At 63.2% G+C, this 19,841-nt stretch carries 19 protein-coding genes; 6 read left to right on the top strand and 13 right to left on the bottom strand.

Features of this window, described 5'->3' with window-relative positions; all coding sequences use genetic code 11:
• Positions 1 to 20 precede the first annotated feature (20 nt).
• On the bottom strand, positions 21 to 1,592 hold the full coding sequence (locus N5B55_RS09575; RefSeq protein WP_304538016.1) for a 3-hydroxyacyl-CoA dehydrogenase: 1,572 nt from the start codon (positions 1,590 to 1,592) through the stop codon (positions 21 to 23).
• A 46-nt stretch (positions 1,593 to 1,638) separates the two neighbouring features.
• Here N5B55_RS09575 and N5B55_RS09570 point away from each other — a divergent pair, with 46 nt between their 5' ends.
• Positions 1,639 to 2,292 carry a glutathione S-transferase gene (locus N5B55_RS09570; RefSeq protein ID WP_154207099.1) on the top strand — a complete coding sequence of 218 codons (654 nt, stop codon included), beginning with the start codon at positions 1,639 to 1,641 and terminating at the stop codon, positions 2,290 to 2,292.
• Positions 2,293 to 2,312: 20 nt separating this feature from the next.
• On the opposite strand, the gene N5B55_RS09565 is transcribed toward N5B55_RS09570, so the two are convergent.
• Positions 2,313 to 3,485 carry a pyridoxal phosphate-dependent aminotransferase gene (locus N5B55_RS09565; RefSeq protein WP_304538015.1) on the bottom strand — a complete coding sequence of 391 codons (1,173 nt, stop codon included), beginning with the start codon at positions 3,483 to 3,485 and terminating at the stop codon, positions 2,313 to 2,315.
• A gap of 12 nt (positions 3,486 to 3,497) precedes the next feature.
• Positions 3,498 to 4,022: a putative toxin-antitoxin system toxin component, PIN family gene (locus tag N5B55_RS09560; RefSeq protein WP_304538014.1), complete on the bottom strand. Its 525-nt coding sequence runs from the start codon at positions 4,020 to 4,022 to the stop codon at positions 3,498 to 3,500.
• A gap of 37 nt (positions 4,023 to 4,059) precedes the next feature.
• Here N5B55_RS09560 and yaaA point away from each other — a divergent pair, with 37 nt between their 5' ends.
• Positions 4,060 to 4,833: a peroxide stress protein YaaA gene (gene yaaA / locus N5B55_RS09555; RefSeq protein ID WP_304538013.1), complete on the top strand. Its 774-nt coding sequence runs from the start codon at positions 4,060 to 4,062 to the stop codon at positions 4,831 to 4,833.
• A gap of 14 nt (positions 4,834 to 4,847) precedes the next feature.
• On the top strand, positions 4,848 to 5,993 hold the full coding sequence (locus N5B55_RS09550; protein ID WP_304538012.1) for a M14 family metallopeptidase: 1,146 nt from the start codon (positions 4,848 to 4,850) through the stop codon (positions 5,991 to 5,993).
• 40 nt (positions 5,994 to 6,033) lie between these two features.
• On the opposite strand, the gene N5B55_RS09545 is transcribed toward N5B55_RS09550, so the two are convergent.
• From N5B55_RS09545 to N5B55_RS09500, 10 genes are all read right to left on the bottom strand, one after another.
• Positions 6,034 to 6,870 (bottom strand): BspC domain-containing protein, encoded by an 837-nt coding sequence (locus N5B55_RS09545; protein ID WP_304538011.1) that lies wholly within the window; start codon positions 6,868 to 6,870, stop codon positions 6,034 to 6,036.
• Between the two features lie 158 nt (positions 6,871 to 7,028).
• A complete protein-coding gene (locus N5B55_RS09540; RefSeq protein ID WP_304538010.1) occupies positions 7,029 to 8,627 on the bottom strand; it encodes an ABC transporter substrate-binding protein in 1,599 nt (532 codons plus the stop codon).
• Between the two features lie 162 nt (positions 8,628 to 8,789).
• Complete coding sequence (locus N5B55_RS09535) at positions 8,790 to 10,001, bottom strand: DUF2863 family protein (RefSeq protein WP_304538009.1); 1,212 nt, start codon at positions 9,999 to 10,001, stop codon at positions 8,790 to 8,792.
• Positions 10,002 to 10,098: 97 nt separating this feature from the next.
• Entirely contained in the window at positions 10,099 to 10,380 is a 282-nt protein-coding gene (locus N5B55_RS09530; RefSeq protein ID WP_065858798.1) for a hypothetical protein, read from the bottom strand.
• A 211-nt stretch (positions 10,381 to 10,591) separates the two neighbouring features.
• Positions 10,592 to 13,297 (bottom strand): aconitate hydratase AcnA, encoded by a 2,706-nt coding sequence (acnA, locus tag N5B55_RS09525; RefSeq protein WP_178960367.1) that lies wholly within the window; start codon positions 13,295 to 13,297, stop codon positions 10,592 to 10,594.
• A 77-nt stretch (positions 13,298 to 13,374) separates the two neighbouring features.
• The gene (locus N5B55_RS09520; protein WP_154207090.1) at positions 13,375 to 13,773 is read right to left on the bottom strand and encodes a 2-methylcitrate dehydratase; all 399 of its coding nucleotides are present in this window, start codon (positions 13,771 to 13,773) and stop codon (positions 13,375 to 13,377) included.
• Positions 13,774 to 13,808: 35 nt separating this feature from the next.
• Positions 13,809 to 14,351 (bottom strand): hypothetical protein, encoded by a 543-nt coding sequence (locus N5B55_RS09515; RefSeq protein ID WP_304538008.1) that lies wholly within the window; start codon positions 14,349 to 14,351, stop codon positions 13,809 to 13,811.
• A gap of 263 nt (positions 14,352 to 14,614) precedes the next feature.
• Positions 14,615 to 15,511, bottom strand: coding sequence for a methylisocitrate lyase (prpB, locus tag N5B55_RS09510; RefSeq protein ID WP_304538007.1), 897 nt, complete (start codon positions 15,509 to 15,511; stop codon positions 14,615 to 14,617).
• A 23-nt stretch (positions 15,512 to 15,534) separates the two neighbouring features.
• A complete protein-coding gene (locus N5B55_RS09505) occupies positions 15,535 to 16,515 on the bottom strand; it encodes an HpcH/HpaI aldolase/citrate lyase family protein (protein WP_178960364.1) in 981 nt (326 codons plus the stop codon).
• Positions 16,516 to 16,633: 118 nt separating this feature from the next.
• Positions 16,634 to 17,620 (bottom strand): malate dehydrogenase, encoded by a 987-nt coding sequence (locus N5B55_RS09500; RefSeq protein WP_304538006.1) that lies wholly within the window; start codon positions 17,618 to 17,620, stop codon positions 16,634 to 16,636.
• 385 nt (positions 17,621 to 18,005) lie between these two features.
• On the opposite strand from N5B55_RS09500, the gene N5B55_RS09495 reads away from it, so the two are divergent.
• From N5B55_RS09495 to sdhD, 3 genes are all read left to right on the top strand, one after another.
• Entirely contained in the window at positions 18,006 to 18,782 is a 777-nt protein-coding gene (locus N5B55_RS09495; RefSeq protein WP_369812399.1) for a GntR family transcriptional regulator, read from the top strand.
• Positions 18,783 to 19,053: 271 nt separating this feature from the next.
• Positions 19,054 to 19,464 (top strand): succinate dehydrogenase, cytochrome b556 subunit, encoded by a 411-nt coding sequence (sdhC, locus tag N5B55_RS09490; RefSeq protein WP_065856641.1) that lies wholly within the window; start codon positions 19,054 to 19,056, stop codon positions 19,462 to 19,464.
• Between the two features lie 10 nt (positions 19,465 to 19,474).
• Positions 19,475 to 19,840, top strand: a complete 366-nt coding sequence (sdhD, locus tag N5B55_RS09485) for a succinate dehydrogenase, hydrophobic membrane anchor protein (protein WP_012762259.1) — start codon at positions 19,475 to 19,477, stop codon at positions 19,838 to 19,840.
• Position 19,841 lies beyond the last annotated feature (1 nt).

Genomic DNA, 19,841 nt, shown 5'->3' with positions numbered 1-19,841 from the left:
CAGGCATCAGGCATCAGGCATCAGGCGTCAGGCGTGAGCAGCGACATGCCCAGACGGGCACGGCGCAGCAGCCACGGGCTCGGGCGATAGCGCGGGTCGCCATAGAGCGCGTAGAGGTTCTGCAGGATTTCCAGGATGGCGTTCGTGCCCAGCGTATCGCCGAGTGCCAGCGGCCCTTTGGGATAACCGAGTCCCAGCGTGACGGCGAGGTCGATGTCGGTGGGCGTGGCAATGCGCTGCTGTGCGATATCGCACGCGATGTTGACGATGCACGCGACGATGCGCTGCGCGACAAAGCCACCCGAATCGCGGATCACCGTGACCGGCACGCCGTCGGACGCGAACAAGCTGTGTGCGGCATCGCGGTAGGCTGCATCGGTGGCGGGTGTGGTCATCAGCGTGCGGCGCTTGGTGGCGGCAAACGGATAGAGCGTGTCGAGCGCCACGGTGCGGCGTGCGTCGAGCCCCTCGGCGGCCACGCAGGCGGTGGCATCCAGCCCGCGCGGCGTGACGATGACCAATGCGTCGGCGGACGGTTTGGAACCGGCTTCGGGCGTGATGCCCAGATCGAGCAACAGGCGCTGCGCTGCGGCGTGGCCGGCGTCATGCGCGCGGCTGATCCACACCGAAGACGGGCGCGCAGACGGGGCGGGCGCTTCGGCGGGGACTTGCTTCTGTCCATCCGGATAACGATAGAAACCTTCGCCCGTCTTGCGGCCCAGAATGCCGCCGGCAAAGCGAACCGCTGTGATCTGCGACGGACGATAGCGCGGTTCGTCGTAGAACTGGCGGTAGACCGATTCCATCACCGGGTGCGAAACGTCCAGCCCTGTGAGGTCCATCAACTCGAACGGCCCCATGCGGAAGCCGGCCTGCTCGCGCATGATGGCGTCGATGTCCGCATAGGCCGCCACACTTTCCTGCGCCACGCGCAGCCCTTCGGTATTCATGCCGCGCCCGGCGTGGTTGACGATGAAGCCTGGCATGTCGATGCAGCGCACGGCGGTGTGCCCCATGCGCTTGGCCAGTGCGGCCAGCGCGTCACCGGTTGCGGACGCGCTGCGCAGGCCGTCGATGACTTCGACCACCTTCATCAGCGGCACCGGGTTGAAAAAGTGAAAGCCCGCGACGCGTTCGGGGTGCTTGCATGTCGCGGCAATCGCCGTGATCGACAGTGATGATGTATTCGACGCCAGGATGGCATCCGCGCGAACGATGTCTTCGAGCTGACGGAAGAGGTCGCGCTTGACGTCGAGCTTTTCGACGATGGCCTCGACCACGAGATCGCAGTCGGCCAGATCGGTGAGCGCGCCCGCAGGAACGAGCCGCGCGACGGTGGCGTCGGCTTCCTCCGCCGTCATCTTGCCCTTGGCGGCCAGCTTGGCGAGCGTATCGGCCAGTGCAGTGCGCGCCGCTTCCACGGCTTGCGGATTGGCGTCGAACAGTTTGACGCGCAAACCTGCCTGGGCCGCGATCTGTGCAATGCCGCGCCCCATGGCGCCGGTGCCCACAATCCCGATAGTCTGCATATGAAATCCGCTGCGATCGAAAGAAGTCTGGCTAAAATAGCACGAGCGTGCGATTTCTGGCATCCGCACCGACCATAACGAACGGCCAAATTACCAAGGAGACGGTTTGATGCTGACGCTTTACGGCTTTTCTGCGAGCAACTACTACAACAAAGTCAAGCTCGCCCTGCTGGAAAAGGGACTCCCTTTTGAGGAATCACTGCGCTGGCCGGACCAGACCGACGGCGAAATCTCGCCGCTGCACAAGGTGCCGTATCTGAAGGATGGCGATCTCGGCATGTGCGAATCGCAGGTCATTGTCGACTATCTGGAGGCGCGTTATCCGGAGCATCCGCTGGTTCCGGCCGATCCGTTCCAGGCGGCCAAGGTGCGAGAGGTGGTGACGTTCCTGGAGCTGCACCTGGAGTTGGTGGCGCGCCAGTTGTTTCCCGAGGCGTTCTTCGGCGGCAAGATCAGCGACAACCTGAAGGTCAAGGTGCGCGAACAACTGCAGAAGAACATCCCGGCGGCGGCCAAGCTGTTCAAGTTCTCGCCTTATGTCGCGGGCGACACGTTCACCATTGCGGATTGCGCGGCCATCGTGCATTTCCCCCTGGTCAGCCAGGCTACCAAGATCATCTACGGTGAAGACCTGCTGGCGCAGGTCGAGGGCGTCAAGCCTTACCTGGCCAAAATGGCCGAGAACCCCAACGTGCAGAAAGTGCGGGCAGACAGCAAGGCCAATCTGGAGCAGATGCTGGCGCACTACGCCAGCAAGCGCTGATCCGCCTCGGCCTGAAGGTCTTACACCTTCGACAAGCGCTCCAGCGCAACCTGGAGCGTTTCGTCTTTCTTGGCGAAGCAGAAGCGCACCACGCCCGATTCGTGCGGCTGCGAATAGAACGCCGATACGGGGATCGCCGCCACGCCGATCTCGCTCGTCAGCCACTTGGCGAACTCGGCCTCGGGCAGATCGGAGATGGCGCTGTAATCCACGCACTGGAAGTACGTCCCCTGGCAGGGCAGCAGCTTGAAGCGCGTGTTCTCCAGCCCGGCGCGGAAGAGGTCGCGCTTGCGTTGGTAGAACGCCGGCAACTCCAGATACGGACGCGGATCCGCCATGTAGGTCGCCAGGCCGTGCTGCACCGGCGTGTTGACGGTGAACACGTTGAACTGGTGCACCTTGCGGAATTCCGCCATGAGCGCGACGGGGGCGGCCACGTAGCCGACCTTCCAGCCCGTCACGTGATACGTCTTGCCGAAGCTCGACACCACGAAAGCGCGACGCGCCAGCTCGGGAATGCGCGCCACCGAGGCATGCGGCACGCCGTCGTACACCATGTGCTCGTACACCTCATCGGAGAGCAGCAGCACGTTGGTCGGCGCCAGGATCTCGGCGAGCTTGCGCATGTCGTCCGCATGCCAGACCGTGCCGGTCGGGTTGTGCGGCGTGTTGAGCATGATCAGGCGCGTGCGCGGCGTGATGGCCGCGGCCAGCGTGTCGAACGGGATGCGAAAGTCCGGCGCGTTCAGCGTGATCGGCACGACTTTGCCGCCCGCCAGTTCAATCGACGGAATGTAGCTGTCGTACGTCGGCTCGAACACGATGACTTCGTCGCCCGGATGCACGCAGCACAGCACGGTCGTCAGCAGCGCCTGCGTGGCGCCGGCGGTGATGGTGATCTCGCGGTCGGCATCGTAAGCGTGGCCGTACAGATTGGCGACCTTGGCGGCGATGGCCTGGCGCAGGGCAGGCACGCCCGTCATCGGCGGGTACTGGTTCAGGCCGGCGCGCATGGCGTCGGACACCGCATCGACGATGCGCGGGTCGCAATCGAAATCAGGAAAGCCCTGGCCCAGGTTGACGGCCTGCTTTTCCACGGCCAGCGCGGACATCACGGTAAAGATGGTGGTGCCGACATTCGGCAGGCGCGACGGCGGCGGGGCGATGGGTGCGAGCGATTCAACAGTGGTCATGACAAGACGGCTTCAAGCTTGATTCGGGATGGCAGCAAGGGGCGTGTTTTCCAACTGGACCAGCGCGACGAACTGCTTGGGCGGCAGCACCGCCACGTCGCAATACTTAGCCATGCGGCGCTTGAGCTTGAGCACGGCGCGGTCCTTGGAAACGAGATAGGCAACGTCGGCGGCATCGGCGAGGGCGAGAAATTTCTGGTCGTCGCGATCCTTGCAGCGCGGGACGAACGCTTCGCCTTGCACGCGGGCCGCATGTTCAGGATCGGCGACGGATCGGGTCACGCGATCGACCCACGCGAGTGCGGCCTGCGCGTCGACGGCGTAGCGGGCGAATTGCGGATAGCCGAGCACGCGGCGCAGTTCTTCGCGGCAGGCGGGGCTGATGATGGCGTCCAGCCGGCCGGCTTCCAGCGCAGCGCGGATGGGGCGCGCAACCGCATCGTCGAAGATCAGGATGTCGACCCAGATGTTGGAGTCCAGCACCACGCGCGGGGTCGGAGCCTGGGTGGAGTGGGCGAGGGCGGCAGCGTCTGCCATTCGATACAATTCCAGACTTGTGAACCGCGATTCTGACATGATCATCGTCCTCTCGCCGGCCAAGTCGCTCGACTACGACACGCCGCCGCGCACCAAGACCCACACGCTGCCCGATTTCATCGAGCGCTCCGCAGAACTCATTGACGTGCTTCGCAAGCTGTCGCCGGCCCAGATCGGCACGCTTATGCACATTTCCGACCCGTTGGCGGCGCTCAATGCCACGCGCTATGCCGATTGGTCGCCCGAATTCACGGCCGAAAACAGCAAGCAGGCCGCACTGGCCTTCGACGGCGATGTCTACGGCGGGCTCGATGCCAACTCGCTGGCGGTGGACGATCTGCAGTTCGCGCAGAAGCATCTGCGGATTCTGTCGGGGCTTTACGGCGTGCTGCGCCCGCTCGACTGGATGCAGCCGTATCGCCTCGAAATGGGCACGCGCCTGGTCAATCCGCGCGGCAAGGATTTGTACGCCTTCTGGGGCGATGACGTGACGCTTGCGCTTAACAAGCTCTTCAAGCAGGACGACGACCCCGTGCTCGTCAATCTCGCGTCGGAAGAGTATTTCAAGGTGGTGCGGCCCAAGGTGCTCAAGGCCCGCATCGTCACGCCGGTGTTTGAGGACTGGAAGAACGGCCAGTACAAGATCATTTCGTTCTATGCGAAGCGTGCGCGCGGTCTGATGGCGCGCTATGCGATCGAGCACCGCATCACCGATCCGCGCAAGCTGAAGGCGTTCGATGTCGACGGCTATGCTTTTGTCGCTGCCGATTCCGACGACGAGCGCTGGATCTTCCGCCGCAAGCTCACCTGATGACAGGATCCGACATGACAGCCACGCAACCGCACATCTCCAGCGCGTTCGACAGCGGCGCCATCGAAATCGTCGATGCCGCCCGCGCCGATGCCATCCGCCTGCGCATTCGCCGCGATTCGCACGCCGACTTCACGCAATGGTTTCACTTCCGCCTGCAAGGGGTGCTGGGCCAGGCCTGCACGCTTGCGCTGGAAAACGCCGGCGAATGCACCTATGCCTCCGGCTGGAAGGACTACCGTGCCGTCGCCTCGTACGACCGCGAGCATTGGTTCCGCGTGCCGACCCGCTATGACGGCAAGACGTTGACGATCGAGGTGACGCCCGAGCACGACAGCATCTGGTTTGCCTATTTCGAGCCGTATTCGGACGAGCGACACCTCTCGCTCGTGGCCGCTGCGCAAACGAGGCCAGGTGTGCGCACCCAGCGCTTGGGGCAAACGGTGCAGGGCCGCGACATGACGAGCATCACCGTCGGCGAACCCGGTCCCGGCAAGAAAAACGTGTGGATCATCGCGCGCCAGCATCCGGGCGAGACGATGGCCGAGTGGTTCGTTGAAGGGCTGCTCGCACGTCTGACGCGTCAGGGGGTCTGGAGTGGCGATCCCGTCGGTCGCGTGCTTGCCGAGCGCGCCGTCTTTCATATCGTGCCGAACATGAACCCGGACGGCTCCTTGCTGGGCAACCTGCGCACCAACGCGGCCGGTGCCAACCTGAACCGCGAATGGATGGAACCCGATGCGCAGCGCAGCCCCGAGGTGCTGGCGGTGCGTCAGGCGATCGAGCAAACCGGCGTCGACCTGTTTTTCGACATCCACGGCGACGAGGCGCTGCCTTATGTGTTCGTGGCGGGCAGCGAAATGCTGCCGGGCTTTACCGATGCACAGCGTGCCGACCAGGACCGCTTTGTCGCGGCGTTCCTGCGTGCGTCCCCCGATTTCCAGACGCGATACGGCTACGAGGCCAGCAAGTACAACGAAGACGCGCTGAAGCTCGCCTCCAAGTACATCGGCCACACGTATGGCTGTCTGTCGTTGACGCTGGAAATGCCGTTCAAGGACAACGCCGACCTGCCCGACGCACGCGTGGGCTGGGACGGCGCCCGCAGCGCCGCATTGGGTGCGGCCATGCTGCAGGCGATCCTGGAGTATCTCGGCTGAAAATAAGCGTCGCGCCGCCTGTGTCGGCGGCGCGTTGCGCTTAGTTCGAGGACGACTTCTTCGTCGTCTTTTTGGCCGTCGATTTGGCGGTGGATTTGCTTGCCGCGGTCGACTTGGTCTTGGCCGTGCCGCTACCCTTGGCAGACTTGGCCGTCGCTTTTGTCGAGGCCTTACCCTTGGCTGTGCTCTTCCCGCGCGCCGCCGCACTGGTCGTGCAGCGATGGCCGCGGCGGCAATGCGTGCGCGCTGTCGACGACGCGGGCGCAGCGGCCGGCGCGGCGAACGGCTGGCCATTGGCGTCGAGCAGCTCATACGCCAGCATCATCCCTTCGTCGTACCCGCAGCGCACCCGCACGGGTTCCCACTGGTCATTGCCCGTACCGCGCTTGTGCACGGCGGCATTGAAAGTGATCACGCTCGACACCTTGATGGCGCCTTGCTTGCTGGACGAGAAGCGCGAGTCCCACGGCTCGACCTTGGCCTGGTCGTTGGAAAGCGCACCGGTAGGAAGGCGGAACTGATCGAAATTGGTCGAGCGCGGAATGATCCAGCTCGCATGCGCGGCGCAGTCGGCCACGTCGGGGCGGGCACCTTCCGATTGAATCAGGCGGTCACGGGTTTGTGCGCGGTACTCGGACAGGCTCATTTTGTCCTTGGACGGCAGGTTGACCGTGGTGGTGCCGCTGCTGTCGGTCGAACCGAAGACGATGGGCGGCGTGGTGGCGGCGGGCTGGATAACCGGCTTGGCTTGAGCGGCCGGGGTGCTCGGCGTGGCGTTGGTGGCCTGGCCCGACGGGTTGGTCGGTTCAGTCTGCAAGTTGGAGCAGGCGGCCAGCAAAGCGACGACGCCGAGACAGAGTAGTTTGGGTCGCAACATCACGAGTGTTACAGGGTGTCGGCGTGGAAATCGCCATGATAGAGGAAAGCTCGGGTCGAAAGTTCCTGCTAGTTACCCCAATGCGTCCCCAATGCGGCACATCAGGCGAATTTGCTGTAACAGCGCGTTACGGCACGGTGTTGGTTACCAACTGGCCATCACTGCTTGGTGAACAACCACGCGAGCGACCATTCGTCGGTGCGCGCCTCGTAGCGAATGCCCTTGCGCATGGCCCACGTGGCGAGCTGGTGATGGGACGGGATGATCGCGTAGTCGGTCTGGGCAAAGCGCGCCGCGGTCTTGGCGGCCTGCTCGTGTGCCTGTTCGCTCGAGACCGTTGAGAGCGACGTCTGTACCAGTTTGTCCAGCTCCGGATTGCTGTAGCGGCCCCAGTTCCACGAGCCATAACCGGTTTGCGCGTTGGGCGTGCCGAGAATGCTGCGCAGCGCCACGTCCGCCGCCACCGAGCCCCAGCCGAGCATCATGAACGAGAATTCGCCCTGACGCGCGCGCGAGAAGTACGCTGCCACCGGCAAGGTTTCCACCTTCGTTTGTATGCCGATGCGCGTGAGCAGCTGGGCGGTGGTCTGCGCGACCTGCGCATCGTTCAGATACCGGTTGTTGGTTGCGTGCAGCGTGAGCCCGAACCCGTCCGGGTAACCGGCCTCGGCAAGAAGTTTCTTGGCGCGTGCCGGGTCATATGCGATCGGCTTGCCGCCCGGGTGCCCGAAGATCTGCGGCGACACGATGCTCGATGCCACGACGCCCTGGCCCTCCAGCACGCGGCTGACGATGGCATCGCGGTTGATGGCCAGCGCGATGGCCTCACGCACGCGATGGTCCTTGAGTGGGTTCTTGGCCAGCGGTTTGCCGGATTTGTCGGTCACGAACGGCGACGTATCGCGACTCTGGTCCATCTGCCAGAAAATCGTGCGCCACGACACCTGCTGTTCGAGGTGGAATTTGGGGTCTTGCTTGATGCGCGGCACGTCCGCAGCCGGTACGGCCTCGACGACATCCACATCGCCCGAGAGCAGCGCGGCTGTACGCGCGGCATTGTCCGTGATGATCTTGAAGGTCACCTTGTCCCACTGCGGCACGCGGCCCCAATAGTGCGGGTTCTTCTTCAGCACGATTTCCTGCCCGCGCGTGAAGTGGTCGAACAGGAACGGGCCCGTACCGATCATGGCGCGGCCCGCATCAAAGTCCGCCTGCGAGGCGTCTGCCACCTTCTTCGGAATGATGGGCAGGCTGTTCAGATCGTTGGGAATGCTTGCGTAATTCGGTGTCGACAATTTCAGGCGCACCGTGAGCGGATCGACGATCTGTACTTCGGTAATCGACTTGGTATAGCTCGTGAACGGGCCCGGGCTGTTCGTCAGGCGTGCCGGGCGCTCGATCGATGCCTTCACGTCTTCGCCGGTGAACGGCGTGCCGTCGCTCCACTTCACGTTGGGGCGGAGCTTGATCTCCCAGGTGTTAGCGTCGACGGGCTTCCAAGACGTGGCCAAGCCAGGCGTGTAGCGGCCGTTCTTGTCGAGAAAGACAAGCGACTCGAAGATGTGCAGCGCCATGGCGTTGTTGGGGCCGGCGTTGTTCCACTGCGGGTCCATCGACGTGACGTCGGCGGACAGGCCGATGCGCAAGTCGTCGGCCTGCGCCGCGAACGGCATCGCGGCGGCCGCAGCCAATGCGCCTGCGGCGAAACTGCGAATCAAGGCGCGGATGGGAACACACAAGAGGGGACGTGTTGTCATCGAGAGGCTCCTGGGGTTCGGGCGGTGATGCCATGTGGCGGAAGATCGTCATTGTGCCGCAGCCCGCATTGGCGTGTGCGACGCAAACCGAGAATCAATATGAACGATGGCGGAGCAATAAAAAAGCCACCCGAGGGTGGCTCTGATTGCGTGCGCCGCCGATCAGTGGAACAGCGGCTGCTGGGTCGGTGCGTCTTCCGGCATTTCTGCGTGGACGATTTCGGCCGAGCGGTCTGCATAGAGCGGGGCTCCGCAGTCTTCGCAATACTCGGGCTCGAAGAGCTGACCGTGGCGGAAGATATCTTCGATGCCGCAGGCGCGCAGCTCATCGCAGATCTGCTCAAGTGGGCTGCCCGGTTCGCCTTCCGCAGTGACATCCGTGGCTCCGCCATCGCGGCCGTACACGGGCCAGACGATGCCGTAGATCAGGTCTTTCTCGCCGCGCACCGTGAAGGCCACGCGGTATTCCTCGATCTGCTCTTCGCCGAATGCGCCGATGATGGCGCCGAAGCGGTTGGCGGGCATGTCGAGCGCGCCCTGCAAGTAATTGACGGCAGCACGCACGGTCAACGGGCGGATCTGCTTGTCGGACTCGCGGCAGGACAGGAAGAAGGCGTCGGGCAGCAGCAGGTCGAACTCGCAGCCCGGCATCAGCGCGGAGATGGTCGGCGTGACCTGCTCGCGCCATTGCTCCAGGCAGGCGGAACGCTCGGCGTGATGCTCCTTGGAGTCTTCCTGCCAGCGAAACAGCGCCTGACCGTGCTGGGCCACGACGATCGCTACCAGGTAGCGAGGATCGGCCAGGATCGGTGCCGTCTCGGGCATGTCACGCAATTCGACCTTTGCCGGCTGCCCGGCCAGCGCATAGGCGGCCAGCTTGTGCGTGAGCGCAAAGGTGTCGGAATGGGTGCGCGGCAACTGGTCGATGCTGTACAGGTACGGCGCGAGTGCCACGCGGGCGTTGGAAGCCATCACGTGGGCCTGCAGGTGTACCTGGAGCGTTTGCGCCATCTCGGGCTTGATGGTGCCCGACGGGATCATGTAACGCGTGTGTGCCAGGATGGGCGCTGCGATCAGCAGCGCGTCATATTCGACGCCGCCCGAGCTGAGGATGGCCGATTCAGCCAGTGTCTCGGCCTGTTCGGCCAGCACGTCGGAGGCTTCCTCGTTGTGCTTGAAAAGATGATCTAGCGCGGCGTCGAGCGCGGTCTGGCTGCCGTTCTTGAGCAGCCGGGAAAGACGTTCGGACAGCCTTTGTTCCCAATAGACGTCTTCGATGCGACTGCCCGACGCGTCCAGCGCCAGCGCATCGGCCACCAGCCGTTCTGCATCGGGGGAAAGACGTTGGGGAGCCTTGGAGCGGAATCCTGCCATGCTGTGCCGTACCGTTCGTTGGATGAATGAAGGGGCGTTATTTTACCCTTGTACGCTGCCGCGCGACGCTTCTGACGAAACCCGTAGCGCGAAAACGTTAAGGCTTGACCGCAGGTGCCGGTGCTGACGCTGCGATGCTGCTCGCGGCTGCGGGGACGGAAGCCACTGCGGGTTCGGGTGCGGCCGGTGCGCTGGCCGGTGCGGCACGCGTCTCGGTGGCGGGCTCAGAAGCAGCCAACGGCGGAGGCGGAGGAACGGGCGCAGCCGCCGCAGCGGACGCGGTTTGGGCTGGGGCCTGGGCGTCGGTCTGCGGGGCCTTGAACAGGATGTAGAACACGGCGGCCGCCACGACGATGAAGGCAAGTACCACTTGGGCCATGGGTGCGGAACTCCAGCAATGAAACGATCAGGCGAGGGCGGGCGACAATGTCGCCGCTAAGGGGGCGAGCACATCACGCGGCCGATGCGGCACACTGTATCAAAGCCTGCGCATCGATTGGGGCATCGTCACCTTGTTTGATTCGGCAGGCAATAAAAAACCGGCTCCGAAGAGCCGGTTTCCGTTCTGCAGCAGCGCAGTGGCGTGAAGCTTAAGCCGCCAGCAGCTGACGCAGCACGAACGGCAGGATCCCGCCGTGCTTGTAGTAGTCAACTTCGATCGGCGTGTCGATGCGCAGCAGCACTTGTGCACGCGTGGTCTCGCCGTTGGCGCGGTGGATGACCAGGGTGACGTCCTGTTGCGGCTTGATTTCGCCGTCCAGGCCCTCGATGTCGAAGGTTTCGTCTCCCACGATGCCCAGCGACTGCGCCGAGTCGCTGCCCTTGAACTGCAGCGGCAACACGCCCATGCCAACCAGGTTCGAGCGGTGAATACGCTCGAAGCTGCGTGCGATCACAGCCTTCACGCCCAGCAGCTGCGTGCCCTTGGCGGCCCAGTCGCGCGAGCTGCCCGTGCCGTACTCTTCGCCACCGAACACGACCGTCGGCGTGCCTTCGGCGATGTACTTCATGGCGGCGTCGTAAATCGACATTTGTTCGCCGCTCGGCTGGAACAGCGTTTCGCCGCCTTCCACGCGCGAACCGTCGGCCTTGGCGGGGATCATCAGGTTCTTGATACGCACGTTGGCGAACGTGCCGCGCATCATCACCTCATGGTTGCCGCGGCGCGAGCCGTAGCTGTTGAAGTCGGCCTTCAGCACGCCATTGGCCAGCAGGTATTTGCCGGCCGGCGACGTTTCCTTGATCGAACCGGCCGGGGAGATATGGTCGGTCGTCACGGAATCGCCGAAGACGCCCAGTGCGCGGGCGCCCTTGACCGATGCCGAGGCAACAGCCGGCGTCATGCCAAAACCTTCGAAGAACGGCGGCTCGGCGATGTACGTGGACTTCGGCCAGTCGTAGACCTGACCCTTCGTGCCCTTGACGTTGGCCCACAGCTTGGACGGCTTCTTGACCTGTTCGTAGTTCGTGCGGAACGTGTCGGCGTTCATTGCGAACTTCATCAGCTTGGCGATTTCGTCCGAGGTCGGCCAAATGTCGCCCAGGTAGACGTCCTTGCCCTTCTTGCCCTTGCCGACCGGTTCGGTCATGAGGTCGCGCGTCACGTTGCCGGCGATCGCGTAGGCGACGACCAGCGGGGGCGAAGCCAGGAAGTTGGCGCGGATGTTCGGGTGGATACGCGCTTCAAAGTTGCGGTTGCCCGACAGCACGGCGGCAGCAACGATGTCGTTCTTCACGATAGCTTCGTTCAATTCCGGCGTCAGATCGCCGGCATTGCCGATACAGGTCGTGCAGCCGTAGGCCGTCACGCCAAAGCCCAGCTTTTCCAGGTACGGCAGCAGGCCGGCGGCTTCCAGATACTTCGTCACCACACGGCTCCCCGGGGCGAGCGAGGTCTTGATGTGCGGTGCCACTTCCAAGCCGGCTTCGACGGCCTTTTTGGCGAGCAGGCCGGCTGCCAGCAGCACGCTCGGGTTGGACGTGTTCGTGCACGAAGTGATGGCCGCGATCAGCACGTCGCCGCTCTTCACGTTCACGCCGTTGGCGGTCGTGAAGGTCTTGTCGAGGTCTTCGGCGCTCTTGTTGAAGCCGTTCTCCGCAACGGGCTTCGAGAACAGCGACGAGAACGTCGATTTCACGTTGCCGATTTCGATGCGGTCTTGCGGGCGCTTCGGGCCGGCCAGCGACGGCGCCACCGTGCCGAGATCCAGCGTCAGCGTCTTGGTGTAGTCGATTTCGCCAGCCTTCGGCACGCCGAACAGCTTCTGCGCCTTGAAGTAGCTTTCGAACGCAGCGATTTCCTCTTTCGTGCGGCCCGTGCCCTTGAAGTAATCGATGGTCTTGTCGTCGACCGGGAAGAAGCCCATCGTGGCGCCGTATTCCGGTGCCATGTTGCCGATGGTCGCGCGGTCCGGCAGAGACAGGCTGGCCGTGCCTTCGCCGAAGAATTCGACGAACTTGCCGACGACCTTTTCCTTGCGCAGCATTTCCGTGATCGTGAGCACCAGGTCGGTTGCCGTGCAGCCTTCGCGGAGGCGGCCCTTCAGCTCCACGCCTACGACGTCCGGCGTCAGGAAATACACCGGCTGGCCCAGCATGCCGGCTTCTGCCTCGATGCCGCCCACGCCCCAGCCCACCACGCCAATCCCGTTGATCATGGTGGTGTGGCTGTCGGTGCCGACCAGCGTATCCGGGTAGTACACGCCGTCCTTCTTATGGACGCCGCGTGCCAGGTACTCCAGGTTGACCTGGTGGACGATGCCGAAGCCCGGCTGCACCACGCCAAACGTGTCGAATGCCTGCATGCCCCACTTCATGAACTGGTAGCGCTCGTTGTTGCGCGAGAACTCCAGTTGCATGTTCAGGTCCAGCGCCTTCTTCTCGCGGAAGTGGTCAATCTGCACCGAGTGGTCCACCACCAGGTCGACCGGCACGAGCGGCTCGATCTTCTTGGGGTTCTTGCCCATGCGCTCGGCCACGTTGCGCATGGCGGCCAGGTCGGCCAGCAGCGGCACGCCGGTAAAGTCCTGCAGCACCACGCGGGCCACCACGAACGGGATTTCGTCAACGCGCTCGGCGTTCGGCTTCCAGTTGGCCAATTGTTGGACGTGCTCTTCGGTCACCTTCTTGCCGTCGCAGTTGCGCAGCACGGACTCCAGCACGATGCGGATCGACACCGGCAGGCGCTCGATCGCCACGCCCAGCTCCTTGCCCAGTTGCGGCAGGGAGTAGAACTTGCCGGTCTGGCCGCCGTTGACCTTAAATTCCTTGAGTGTTTTTTTCAGATTGTGGGGCATGGCATGACTCCAAGGCTTGAGGATTGCGCGGGGTACCAGGGTGCCCCGTGCGGATACATCAAATCGACAAAATCAAATCACATACAAACCGGCAAACGCGTCGACCGGCAAGGCTTCTGACCGGGCGGATACTGCGCCACAACTCCGCTGAACGTCTTGCCGCCGTTGATGCGGGCGGGGATGCCATCGGCAATCGGACGTTTCTTGGCGTCGTGGTCAATCGTGGTGAAAGGCTTGTCGTCCGCGCAGGCAATTTTCATACGCAGCGCAGTGCTGCGCGTGCCGCGGACGACGGTGTCTTGGTGCGCCTCGATGGCCTGACCGGCGACCAGGGCGGTACCGAGCGCCATCGTTCCAATTGGCTCGATGGCCCCGGATGCTGTGGGCCCAGGGCGCCCCGCGCCTCCGGGCAAGGTCACGTCGTCGACGATGACCTTGTCTGGATTCATGCGGATGTTCGCAACCGTTGCGGACATGGGCGGCTCCCGTGGGCCTCTTGCGCGATGGCGGGTTACTGCTGGGCCGGTTGGGCCGTGCCCGGCGCCGGGGCCGGCGCGGGAGCCGGGCTGTCCGGGGTCATCAGCGGCAGGCCGGCCGGCGCGCGCAGGGCGCCGGCTTGCGTCGGGGCCGGTGCGCCGGCAGCCATTTCAGCGGTTTGGCACTCATCAGCCAGGCGGTGGCCTTCGTTGCGATCAAACAGCATGGCCTTCGCCGGGATCACGACCAGGTCGAAGCCGGTCTTCTGGTCGAAGTAGCGGTCGGCGCCGGTGCGGGTCAGTTGGCGCGGCAGGTCGTAGTTCTTGCCCTTCCAGTGCAGCTTGATGATCTGGTCGCGCGTCATGTCACCTGCAATGTAGAGCTCGTTGCCAAGTTCGCACTTCCATTGCACGCCTTCAGGCTTGGCGGCTGCAACAGGCTCTGCCTTCTTGGTGACCTTCTTCTTGGCCGGAGCCTTTTTGGCGGCCGGCTTTGCGGGCGCGGTCTGGGCGGCTGCATATTGCGATGCAGCCAGCGAAAGAACGCCGGCACAGGCGCCCACGATGAATTTGTTCATAGGGTTTCCTTCGGTAATTCGGTAAGACAGAGTAGGGAGGCGGCAGCCAGGTCGCGGTTGCCACGGCATTTCGCACACCGGCCGGTATTTTGACCGATTTGGACGCCGTGCCCAACGTTCTGTTACATGCAAGACCGACATCTCCGTCAAACGGCGGTATCGGCTTGGCATCAGCATCGATCTTGGGACCGTTCCCGCGCAACTCGCCCCGCAGTGTTTGTCTTCCGTTCTCCTTGCTTGCGTTGGTCGGGAGGCTGGCCGGCTTACCCGCGGTTCTGTGCGAACAGCGCGTCCAGCTTGGCTTCGTAGTCGTGGTAACCGATGCTGTCGTAGAGTTCCATGCGCGTCTGCATGGTGTCGACGACGTTCTGTTGCGTGCCGTCGCGGCGAATGGCTGCGTACACGTTCTCCGCAGCCTTGTTCATCGCCCGGAATGCCGACAGCGGATACAGGATCATCGACACGCCCGCGGAGGCCAGCTCATCGCGCGTGAACAGCGGCGTCTGGCCAAATTCGGTGATGTTCGCCAGCACCGGCACCTTCACCGCGTCGACGAACTTGCGGTACATCGAGAGTTCCGTCATTGCTTCCGGGAAGATCGCGTCCGCGCCGGCTTCCACGCAGGCCACGGCCCGTTCCAGGGCGCGGTCGAACCCTTCGACGGCCAGCGCATCGGTGCGGGCCATGATGACAAAGTTGGCGTCGGTGCGAGCATCGACGGCCGCTTTGATCCGGTCGACCATCTCTTCCTTCGAGACGATCTCCTTGTTGGGTCGATGGCCGCAGCGCTTGGCGCCGACTTGGTCTTCGATATGCATGGCCGCGGCGCCAAACTTGATGAGCGACTTGGTCGTGCGCGCTACGTTGAATGCGGAAGCGCCGAAACCCGTGTCGACATCGACCAGCAGCGGTACATCGCATACATCGGTGATGCGGCGGACGTCCGTCAAAACGTCGTCCAGGCCCGATATGCCGAGATCCGGCAATCCGAGCGAGCCCGCTGCCACGCCGCCGCCCGAAAGATAGATCGCGCGATAGCCGGCGCGCTTGGCCAGCAGCGCGTGGTTGGCGTTGATGGTGCCAACCACCTGCAGCGGAGATTCTTCAACCAGCGCCTGGCGGAAGCATGCCCCTGCGCTGGCTTGGGTGTGTGCAGTCATGGCGATTCTCCTGTCTGTGCCCGTCACGCGAAGAAGCGCGCAACCGCGTCGGGCGGCATCTCCACGCCGGTGGTGTGCGCCCGTTGCAGCACGGCCCACCAGTAGCGATAGCTCGCGCGGTCATGCAGCCGCCCTTCGTGCTGGATCGGTCCCCACGCGGTGTCTTGCGCAGATGCAAGAATGGCGCTCGCGTGTGTCACTTCTTCGTGCGATGGGCGGAAAGCCGAAACGATCGGCGCAATCTGGTCCGGATGGATGCTCCACTTGCGCAGATAGCCGAACTCGTTGCGCGCGCGAGTGGCATCGGCGCCGGCGCGGTCCGGGTGTTTGATGTCGGTGCTGACGTTGTGCGACGGCACCTTGCCGTGCGCGTGGCACGCGGCGGAAATATCGGCAAGCGCGCGGCGGATCAGCGGATGCTCGAACTGCTCAGGCGAGCCCATCGCCGCGCCGGGAATCGCGCCGTTGTGTGCCGAAACGAAATCCATCAGGCCGAAACTCAGGCATTCCACCTGCACCAGCGAGGCGATATCGAACACCTGCGCCAGGGCACCATGTGTTTCGATCAAGACGTGGATCGGCAGGTGCCGCGCAATGCCCGCTGCCTTGGCGGCCTGGTTGATGCGATCGGTCACGCGTGCCACTTCCACCACGTCGCGCACCTTGGGCACCGTGACGTAGGCGAGGCGGCGGCCGGCAAGGCCTACGAGGATATCGACGTCTTGCGTCCACGCATCGTGGTTCGGATCGTGGATACGCACGCCAACGCGGTTGAAGCGGTTGTCGTCGCTGTTGATGAGCGCGGCGGCAAGTTCGGCGTGTGCGCGCTCCTGGCCGATGGCGGCGCCGTCTTCGCAGTCGAACGTGATGTCGAAGACGGGGCCAAGGGTTTGTTGCAGGGCGAGCGACTTGCGCATCAGTTTTTCTGCGCCCGCGTAGTGGTCGCAGACCGGCAGTTGAGCCGGAAGGGCATCGTCCTGGAACAAAACCTCGGTGGGGTGCACGGAGTGGTATCGGTTGTGCGGCGCCTATAGCGCCTGCGTCTTGTTCGAAATCCAGGTGTGAAAAAACCGGAGGGTTCGCTGCCGATCCGCTCCGGTTTCTTCCTTCAGATCATGCGGATTACAGCAGGTGCTGCACGCCTGCACGCTCGGCTTCCAGCTCGTCGAGCGTGATCTTGATCTTGCCTTGGCTGTACTCGTCGATTTCCAGGCCTTCGACAATCTTGTACTTGCCGTTCTCCGTGGTGACCGGGAAACCGAACATCACGTCCTTCGGAATGCCGTATTCGCCGTTCGACGGGATACCCATCGTGATGATCTTACCGTTGCTGCCCAGTACCCAGTCACGCACGTGGTCGATGGCGGCGTTGGCAGCCGAAGCAGCCGACGACAGGCCGCGCGCTTCGATGATGGCGGCGCCGCGCTTGCCAACCGTCGGCAGGAACACGTCGTTGTTCCACACCGGGTCGTTGATCATGTCCTTGACGCTCTTGCCCTCGATCGTGGCGTAGCGGTAATCGGCGTACATCGTCGGGCTGTGGTTGCCCCACACGAACAGCTTTTCGATGGACGACACCGGCTTGCCGGTCTTGGCTGCGATTTGCGACAGGGCACGGTTGTGGTCCAGGCGCAGCATGGCGGTGAAGTTCTCGCGCGGCAGATCCGGCGCCGACTTCATGGCAATGTAGGCGTTGGTGTTGGCAGGGTTGCCGACCACCAACACCTTGACGTTGCGCGAGGCCACGGCGTTCAGCGCCTTGCCTTGTGCCGTGAAGATCTGGGCGTTGGCCGACAGCAGGTCTGCACGCTCCATGCCCGGGCCACGGGGGCGCGCGCCCACCAGCAGGGCCACGTCGACGTCCTTGAAGGCGGTCATCGGGTCGGAATGCGCTTCCATGCCGGCCAGCAGCGGGAATGCGCAGTCTTCGATCTCCATCATCACACCCTTGAGCGCCTTTTGGGCCTTCTCATCGGGGATTTCCAGCAGTTGCAGGATGACGGGCTGATCCTTGCCCAGCATTTCGCCGGCGGCGATGCGGAACAGCAGGGCGTAACCGATCTGTCCAGCAGCGCCGGTCACTGCGACGCGCATGGGTGCTTTTGCCATGAGAACTCTCCAAACGGTAGTGAAAGCGGATCGCACTGCGCGCGGCGGGCATCCCGGCAGGATGTCAATGCAGCCTCGCAGGCATTGCCGGCAACGGTCGGCGCCTCGTGGGCGGTCGGCTCAGAATCGGCAAGAGCCTCGCAGTTTACTGCGTCCGCATGACGATGTGGAAACACACTTGCGATTGACCTTGAGGGCGTCGTTGCGTGTGTGTGGGCCGTCGCCCGGAACAGGCGCGAGTGTAGGTCCGGCTTTGCCCAGAAGTCAATTAATCTTCTGTCTTATATAAGACATAAGACATTCTATAAACGGGCTGGACGCGTTTGTCGCTTTTGTGGTGAAATCGGCAGTTATGTCGAGCACACCCAGTCCTCTGTCAGCTGCGATGCCGCCCCCAGGCGGCGAGGGCGGCGCATCGCCTGCATCTGCTGGCGGCGCGGGGGGCTCTCCCACGTTCAGTCCGCTGTATCAGCAGATCAAGACGCTGATCCTGCAAAGCCTGCAAGCCGGCGAATGGAAGCCCGGCGAAATGATCCCCAGTGAGATGGAGTTGGCGGCTCGCTACAAGGTCAGCCAGGGGACGGTGCGCAAGGCGATCGACGAGCTGGCGGCCGAAAACCTGGTCGCGCGGCGCCAGGGAAAGGGCACCTTCGTCACCACGCACTACGAAGAAGGCGTGCAATTCCGTTTCTTGCGTCTGATGCCGGAGCAGGGTGAGCAGCATTACCCGAGCAGTCGTGTGCTGGAGTGCAAGCGCATGCGTGCGCCGGCCGAGATTGCCCGTTTGCTTGAACTGAAGGCCGGCGACAGCGTCGTGCAGATCCGCCGCATCCTCTTCTTTTCGGGTGAGCCGACCGTGCTGGAAGAGATTTGGCTGCCCGGGGCAAGCTTCAAGGGCTTGACCGCGGAAAAGCTGACAGAGTGGAAGGGGCCGATGTACGCGTTCTTCGAGGCGGAATTCGGTGTGCGCATGTTGCGCGCCACGGAGCGCATCCGTGCGGTGGCAGCGGATGCCGCCACGGCTGAGTTGCTGTCGGTGGCGACCGCCTCGCCGCTCCTCTCGGTGGAGCGCGTGTCGCATACGTTCGGCGACAAGCCGGTGGAAATACGCCGTGGTCTGTACGTCACGACGCGGCATTACTACCAGAACGAGCTGAGTTGACAGTGCGTCCTCGGGCTCGATTCGTGCGGCTGGCAGCCAACTCAATGGCGTTTCACTTTGTGAGTCTCGCAACGGTGCATTGCGCGTCATGAAGTCAGAGTAGATAGGACAATCTGCCCCGTACTACGCCACTGGCAGGTGAGGGCAGGAAGCACAAAAGTGGAGCGTCCCGCATGGAATTAATGGTGCGCTGCGCAACAAAAGCGCGCTAGAATCTCGCGGATTTGTGCAAAGCTGTTTTGTTTGTTGATTAGCCAATTGGGGTCTGACCATGGCAGAAGCCATCAAGAAAGCCAGGCCGGTATTCAGGAACATCGGTTTGGGCGACATTGCCCGCTACCGCTTGCCCTGGGCCGGTAAGGTGTCCATCCTGCACCGTGCCAGCGGTGCGCTGATGTTCCTTCTTCTTCCGTTCGTGCTGTACTTGTTTGAGCAAAGTCTCACGTCGGAAATCAGTTTCGCCAAGTTCACGGCGCTTCTGTCCAACGGCTTCGCCAAGGTCGTCGTCCTCGCGCTCATTTGGGCTTATCTGCACCATTTCTGCGCTGGCATCCGTTACCTGATCCTCGATCTGCATATCGGTATCGACAAGACCTCGGCTTCCAAGTCAGCTGTGAGCGTGCTCATCGTCAGCCTGCTGCTGACGGTGGTGTTTGGCGCCAAGCTGTTCGGCCTGTTCTGAGGGGTTCCTGATGGCAAACAACAATATCGGTCCCAAGCGCCTCGTCGTCGGCGCGCACTACGGTCTGAAGGACTTCCTGGCGCAGCGTGTCACCGCCGTGATCATGGCGGTCTACACCATCGTGTTGCTGGCTGCATTCCTGCTCTCGAAAGACACGTCGTACCAAAGCTGGGCTGGGCTGTTCTCCAACCAGTGGATGAAGATGCTGACGTTCCTGGCGTTCGTGTCGCTCACCTATCACGCCTGGATTGGTGTCCGTGATATCTGGATGGACTACGTGAAGCCCGTGGCAGTGCGTTTGACGCTGCAAGTGTTGACGATTCTGTGGCTCGTCGGTTGTGCGGGCTACGCAGCTCAGATTCTCTGGAGGGTTTAAG

The sequence above is a fragment of the Ralstonia pickettii genome, from assembly GCF_030582395.1.
Taxonomy (GTDB): domain Bacteria; phylum Pseudomonadota; class Gammaproteobacteria; order Burkholderiales; family Burkholderiaceae; genus Ralstonia; species Ralstonia pickettii_D.
Note: the sequence above shows the minus strand (reverse complement) of the source record. Positions and strands in the feature narration are given on the sequence as shown.

What these genes read in the sequence shown, in the direction of transcription:
- N5B55_RS09535 (WP_304538009.1), bottom strand. Translation starts at nt 10,001, where the DNA reads ATGGCAGGATTCCGCTCCAAGGCTCCCCAACGTCTTTCCCCCGATGCA.
- sdhC (WP_065856641.1), top strand. Translation starts at nt 19,054, where the DNA reads ATGGCAGAAGCCATCAAGAAAGCCAGGCCGGTATTCAGGAACATCGGT.
- N5B55_RS09530 (WP_065858798.1), bottom strand. Translation starts at nt 10,380, where the DNA reads ATGGCCCAAGTGGTACTTGCCTTCATCGTCGTGGCGGCCGCCGTGTTC.
- prpB (WP_304538007.1), bottom strand. Translation starts at nt 15,511, where the DNA reads ATGACTGCACACACCCAAGCCAGCGCAGGGGCATGCTTCCGCCAGGCG.
- N5B55_RS09545 (WP_304538011.1), bottom strand. Translation starts at nt 6,870, where the DNA reads ATGTTGCGACCCAAACTACTCTGTCTCGGCGTCGTCGCTTTGCTGGCC.
- acnA (WP_178960367.1), bottom strand. Translation starts at nt 13,297, where the DNA reads ATGCCCCACAATCTGAAAAAAACACTCAAGGAATTTAAGGTCAACGGC.
- N5B55_RS09540 (WP_304538010.1), bottom strand. Translation starts at nt 8,627, where the DNA reads ATGACAACACGTCCCCTCTTGTGTGTTCCCATCCGCGCCTTGATTCGC.
- N5B55_RS09515 (WP_304538008.1), bottom strand. Translation starts at nt 14,351, where the DNA reads ATGAACAAATTCATCGTGGGCGCCTGTGCCGGCGTTCTTTCGCTGGCT.
- N5B55_RS09520 (WP_154207090.1), bottom strand. Translation starts at nt 13,773, where the DNA reads ATGTCCGCAACGGTTGCGAACATCCGCATGAATCCAGACAAGGTCATC.
- yaaA (WP_304538013.1), top strand. Translation starts at nt 4,060, where the DNA reads ATGATCATCGTCCTCTCGCCGGCCAAGTCGCTCGACTACGACACGCCG.
- N5B55_RS09570 (WP_154207099.1), top strand. Translation starts at nt 1,639, where the DNA reads ATGCTGACGCTTTACGGCTTTTCTGCGAGCAACTACTACAACAAAGTC.
- N5B55_RS09550 (WP_304538012.1), top strand. Translation starts at nt 4,848, where the DNA reads ATGACAGCCACGCAACCGCACATCTCCAGCGCGTTCGACAGCGGCGCC.
- N5B55_RS09500 (WP_304538006.1), bottom strand. Translation starts at nt 17,620, where the DNA reads ATGGCAAAAGCACCCATGCGCGTCGCAGTGACCGGCGCTGCTGGACAG.
- N5B55_RS09560 (WP_304538014.1), bottom strand. Translation starts at nt 4,022, where the DNA reads ATGGCAGACGCTGCCGCCCTCGCCCACTCCACCCAGGCTCCGACCCCG.
- sdhD (WP_012762259.1), top strand. Translation starts at nt 19,475, where the DNA reads ATGGCAAACAACAATATCGGTCCCAAGCGCCTCGTCGTCGGCGCGCAC.
- N5B55_RS09495 (WP_369812399.1), top strand. Translation starts at nt 18,006, where the DNA reads ATGCCGCCCCCAGGCGGCGAGGGCGGCGCATCGCCTGCATCTGCTGGC.
- N5B55_RS09565 (WP_304538015.1), bottom strand. Translation starts at nt 3,485, where the DNA reads ATGACCACTGTTGAATCGCTCGCACCCATCGCCCCGCCGCCGTCGCGC.
- N5B55_RS09575 (WP_304538016.1), bottom strand. Translation starts at nt 1,592, where the DNA reads ATGCCAGAAATCGCACGCTCGTGCTATTTTAGCCAGACTTCTTTCGAT.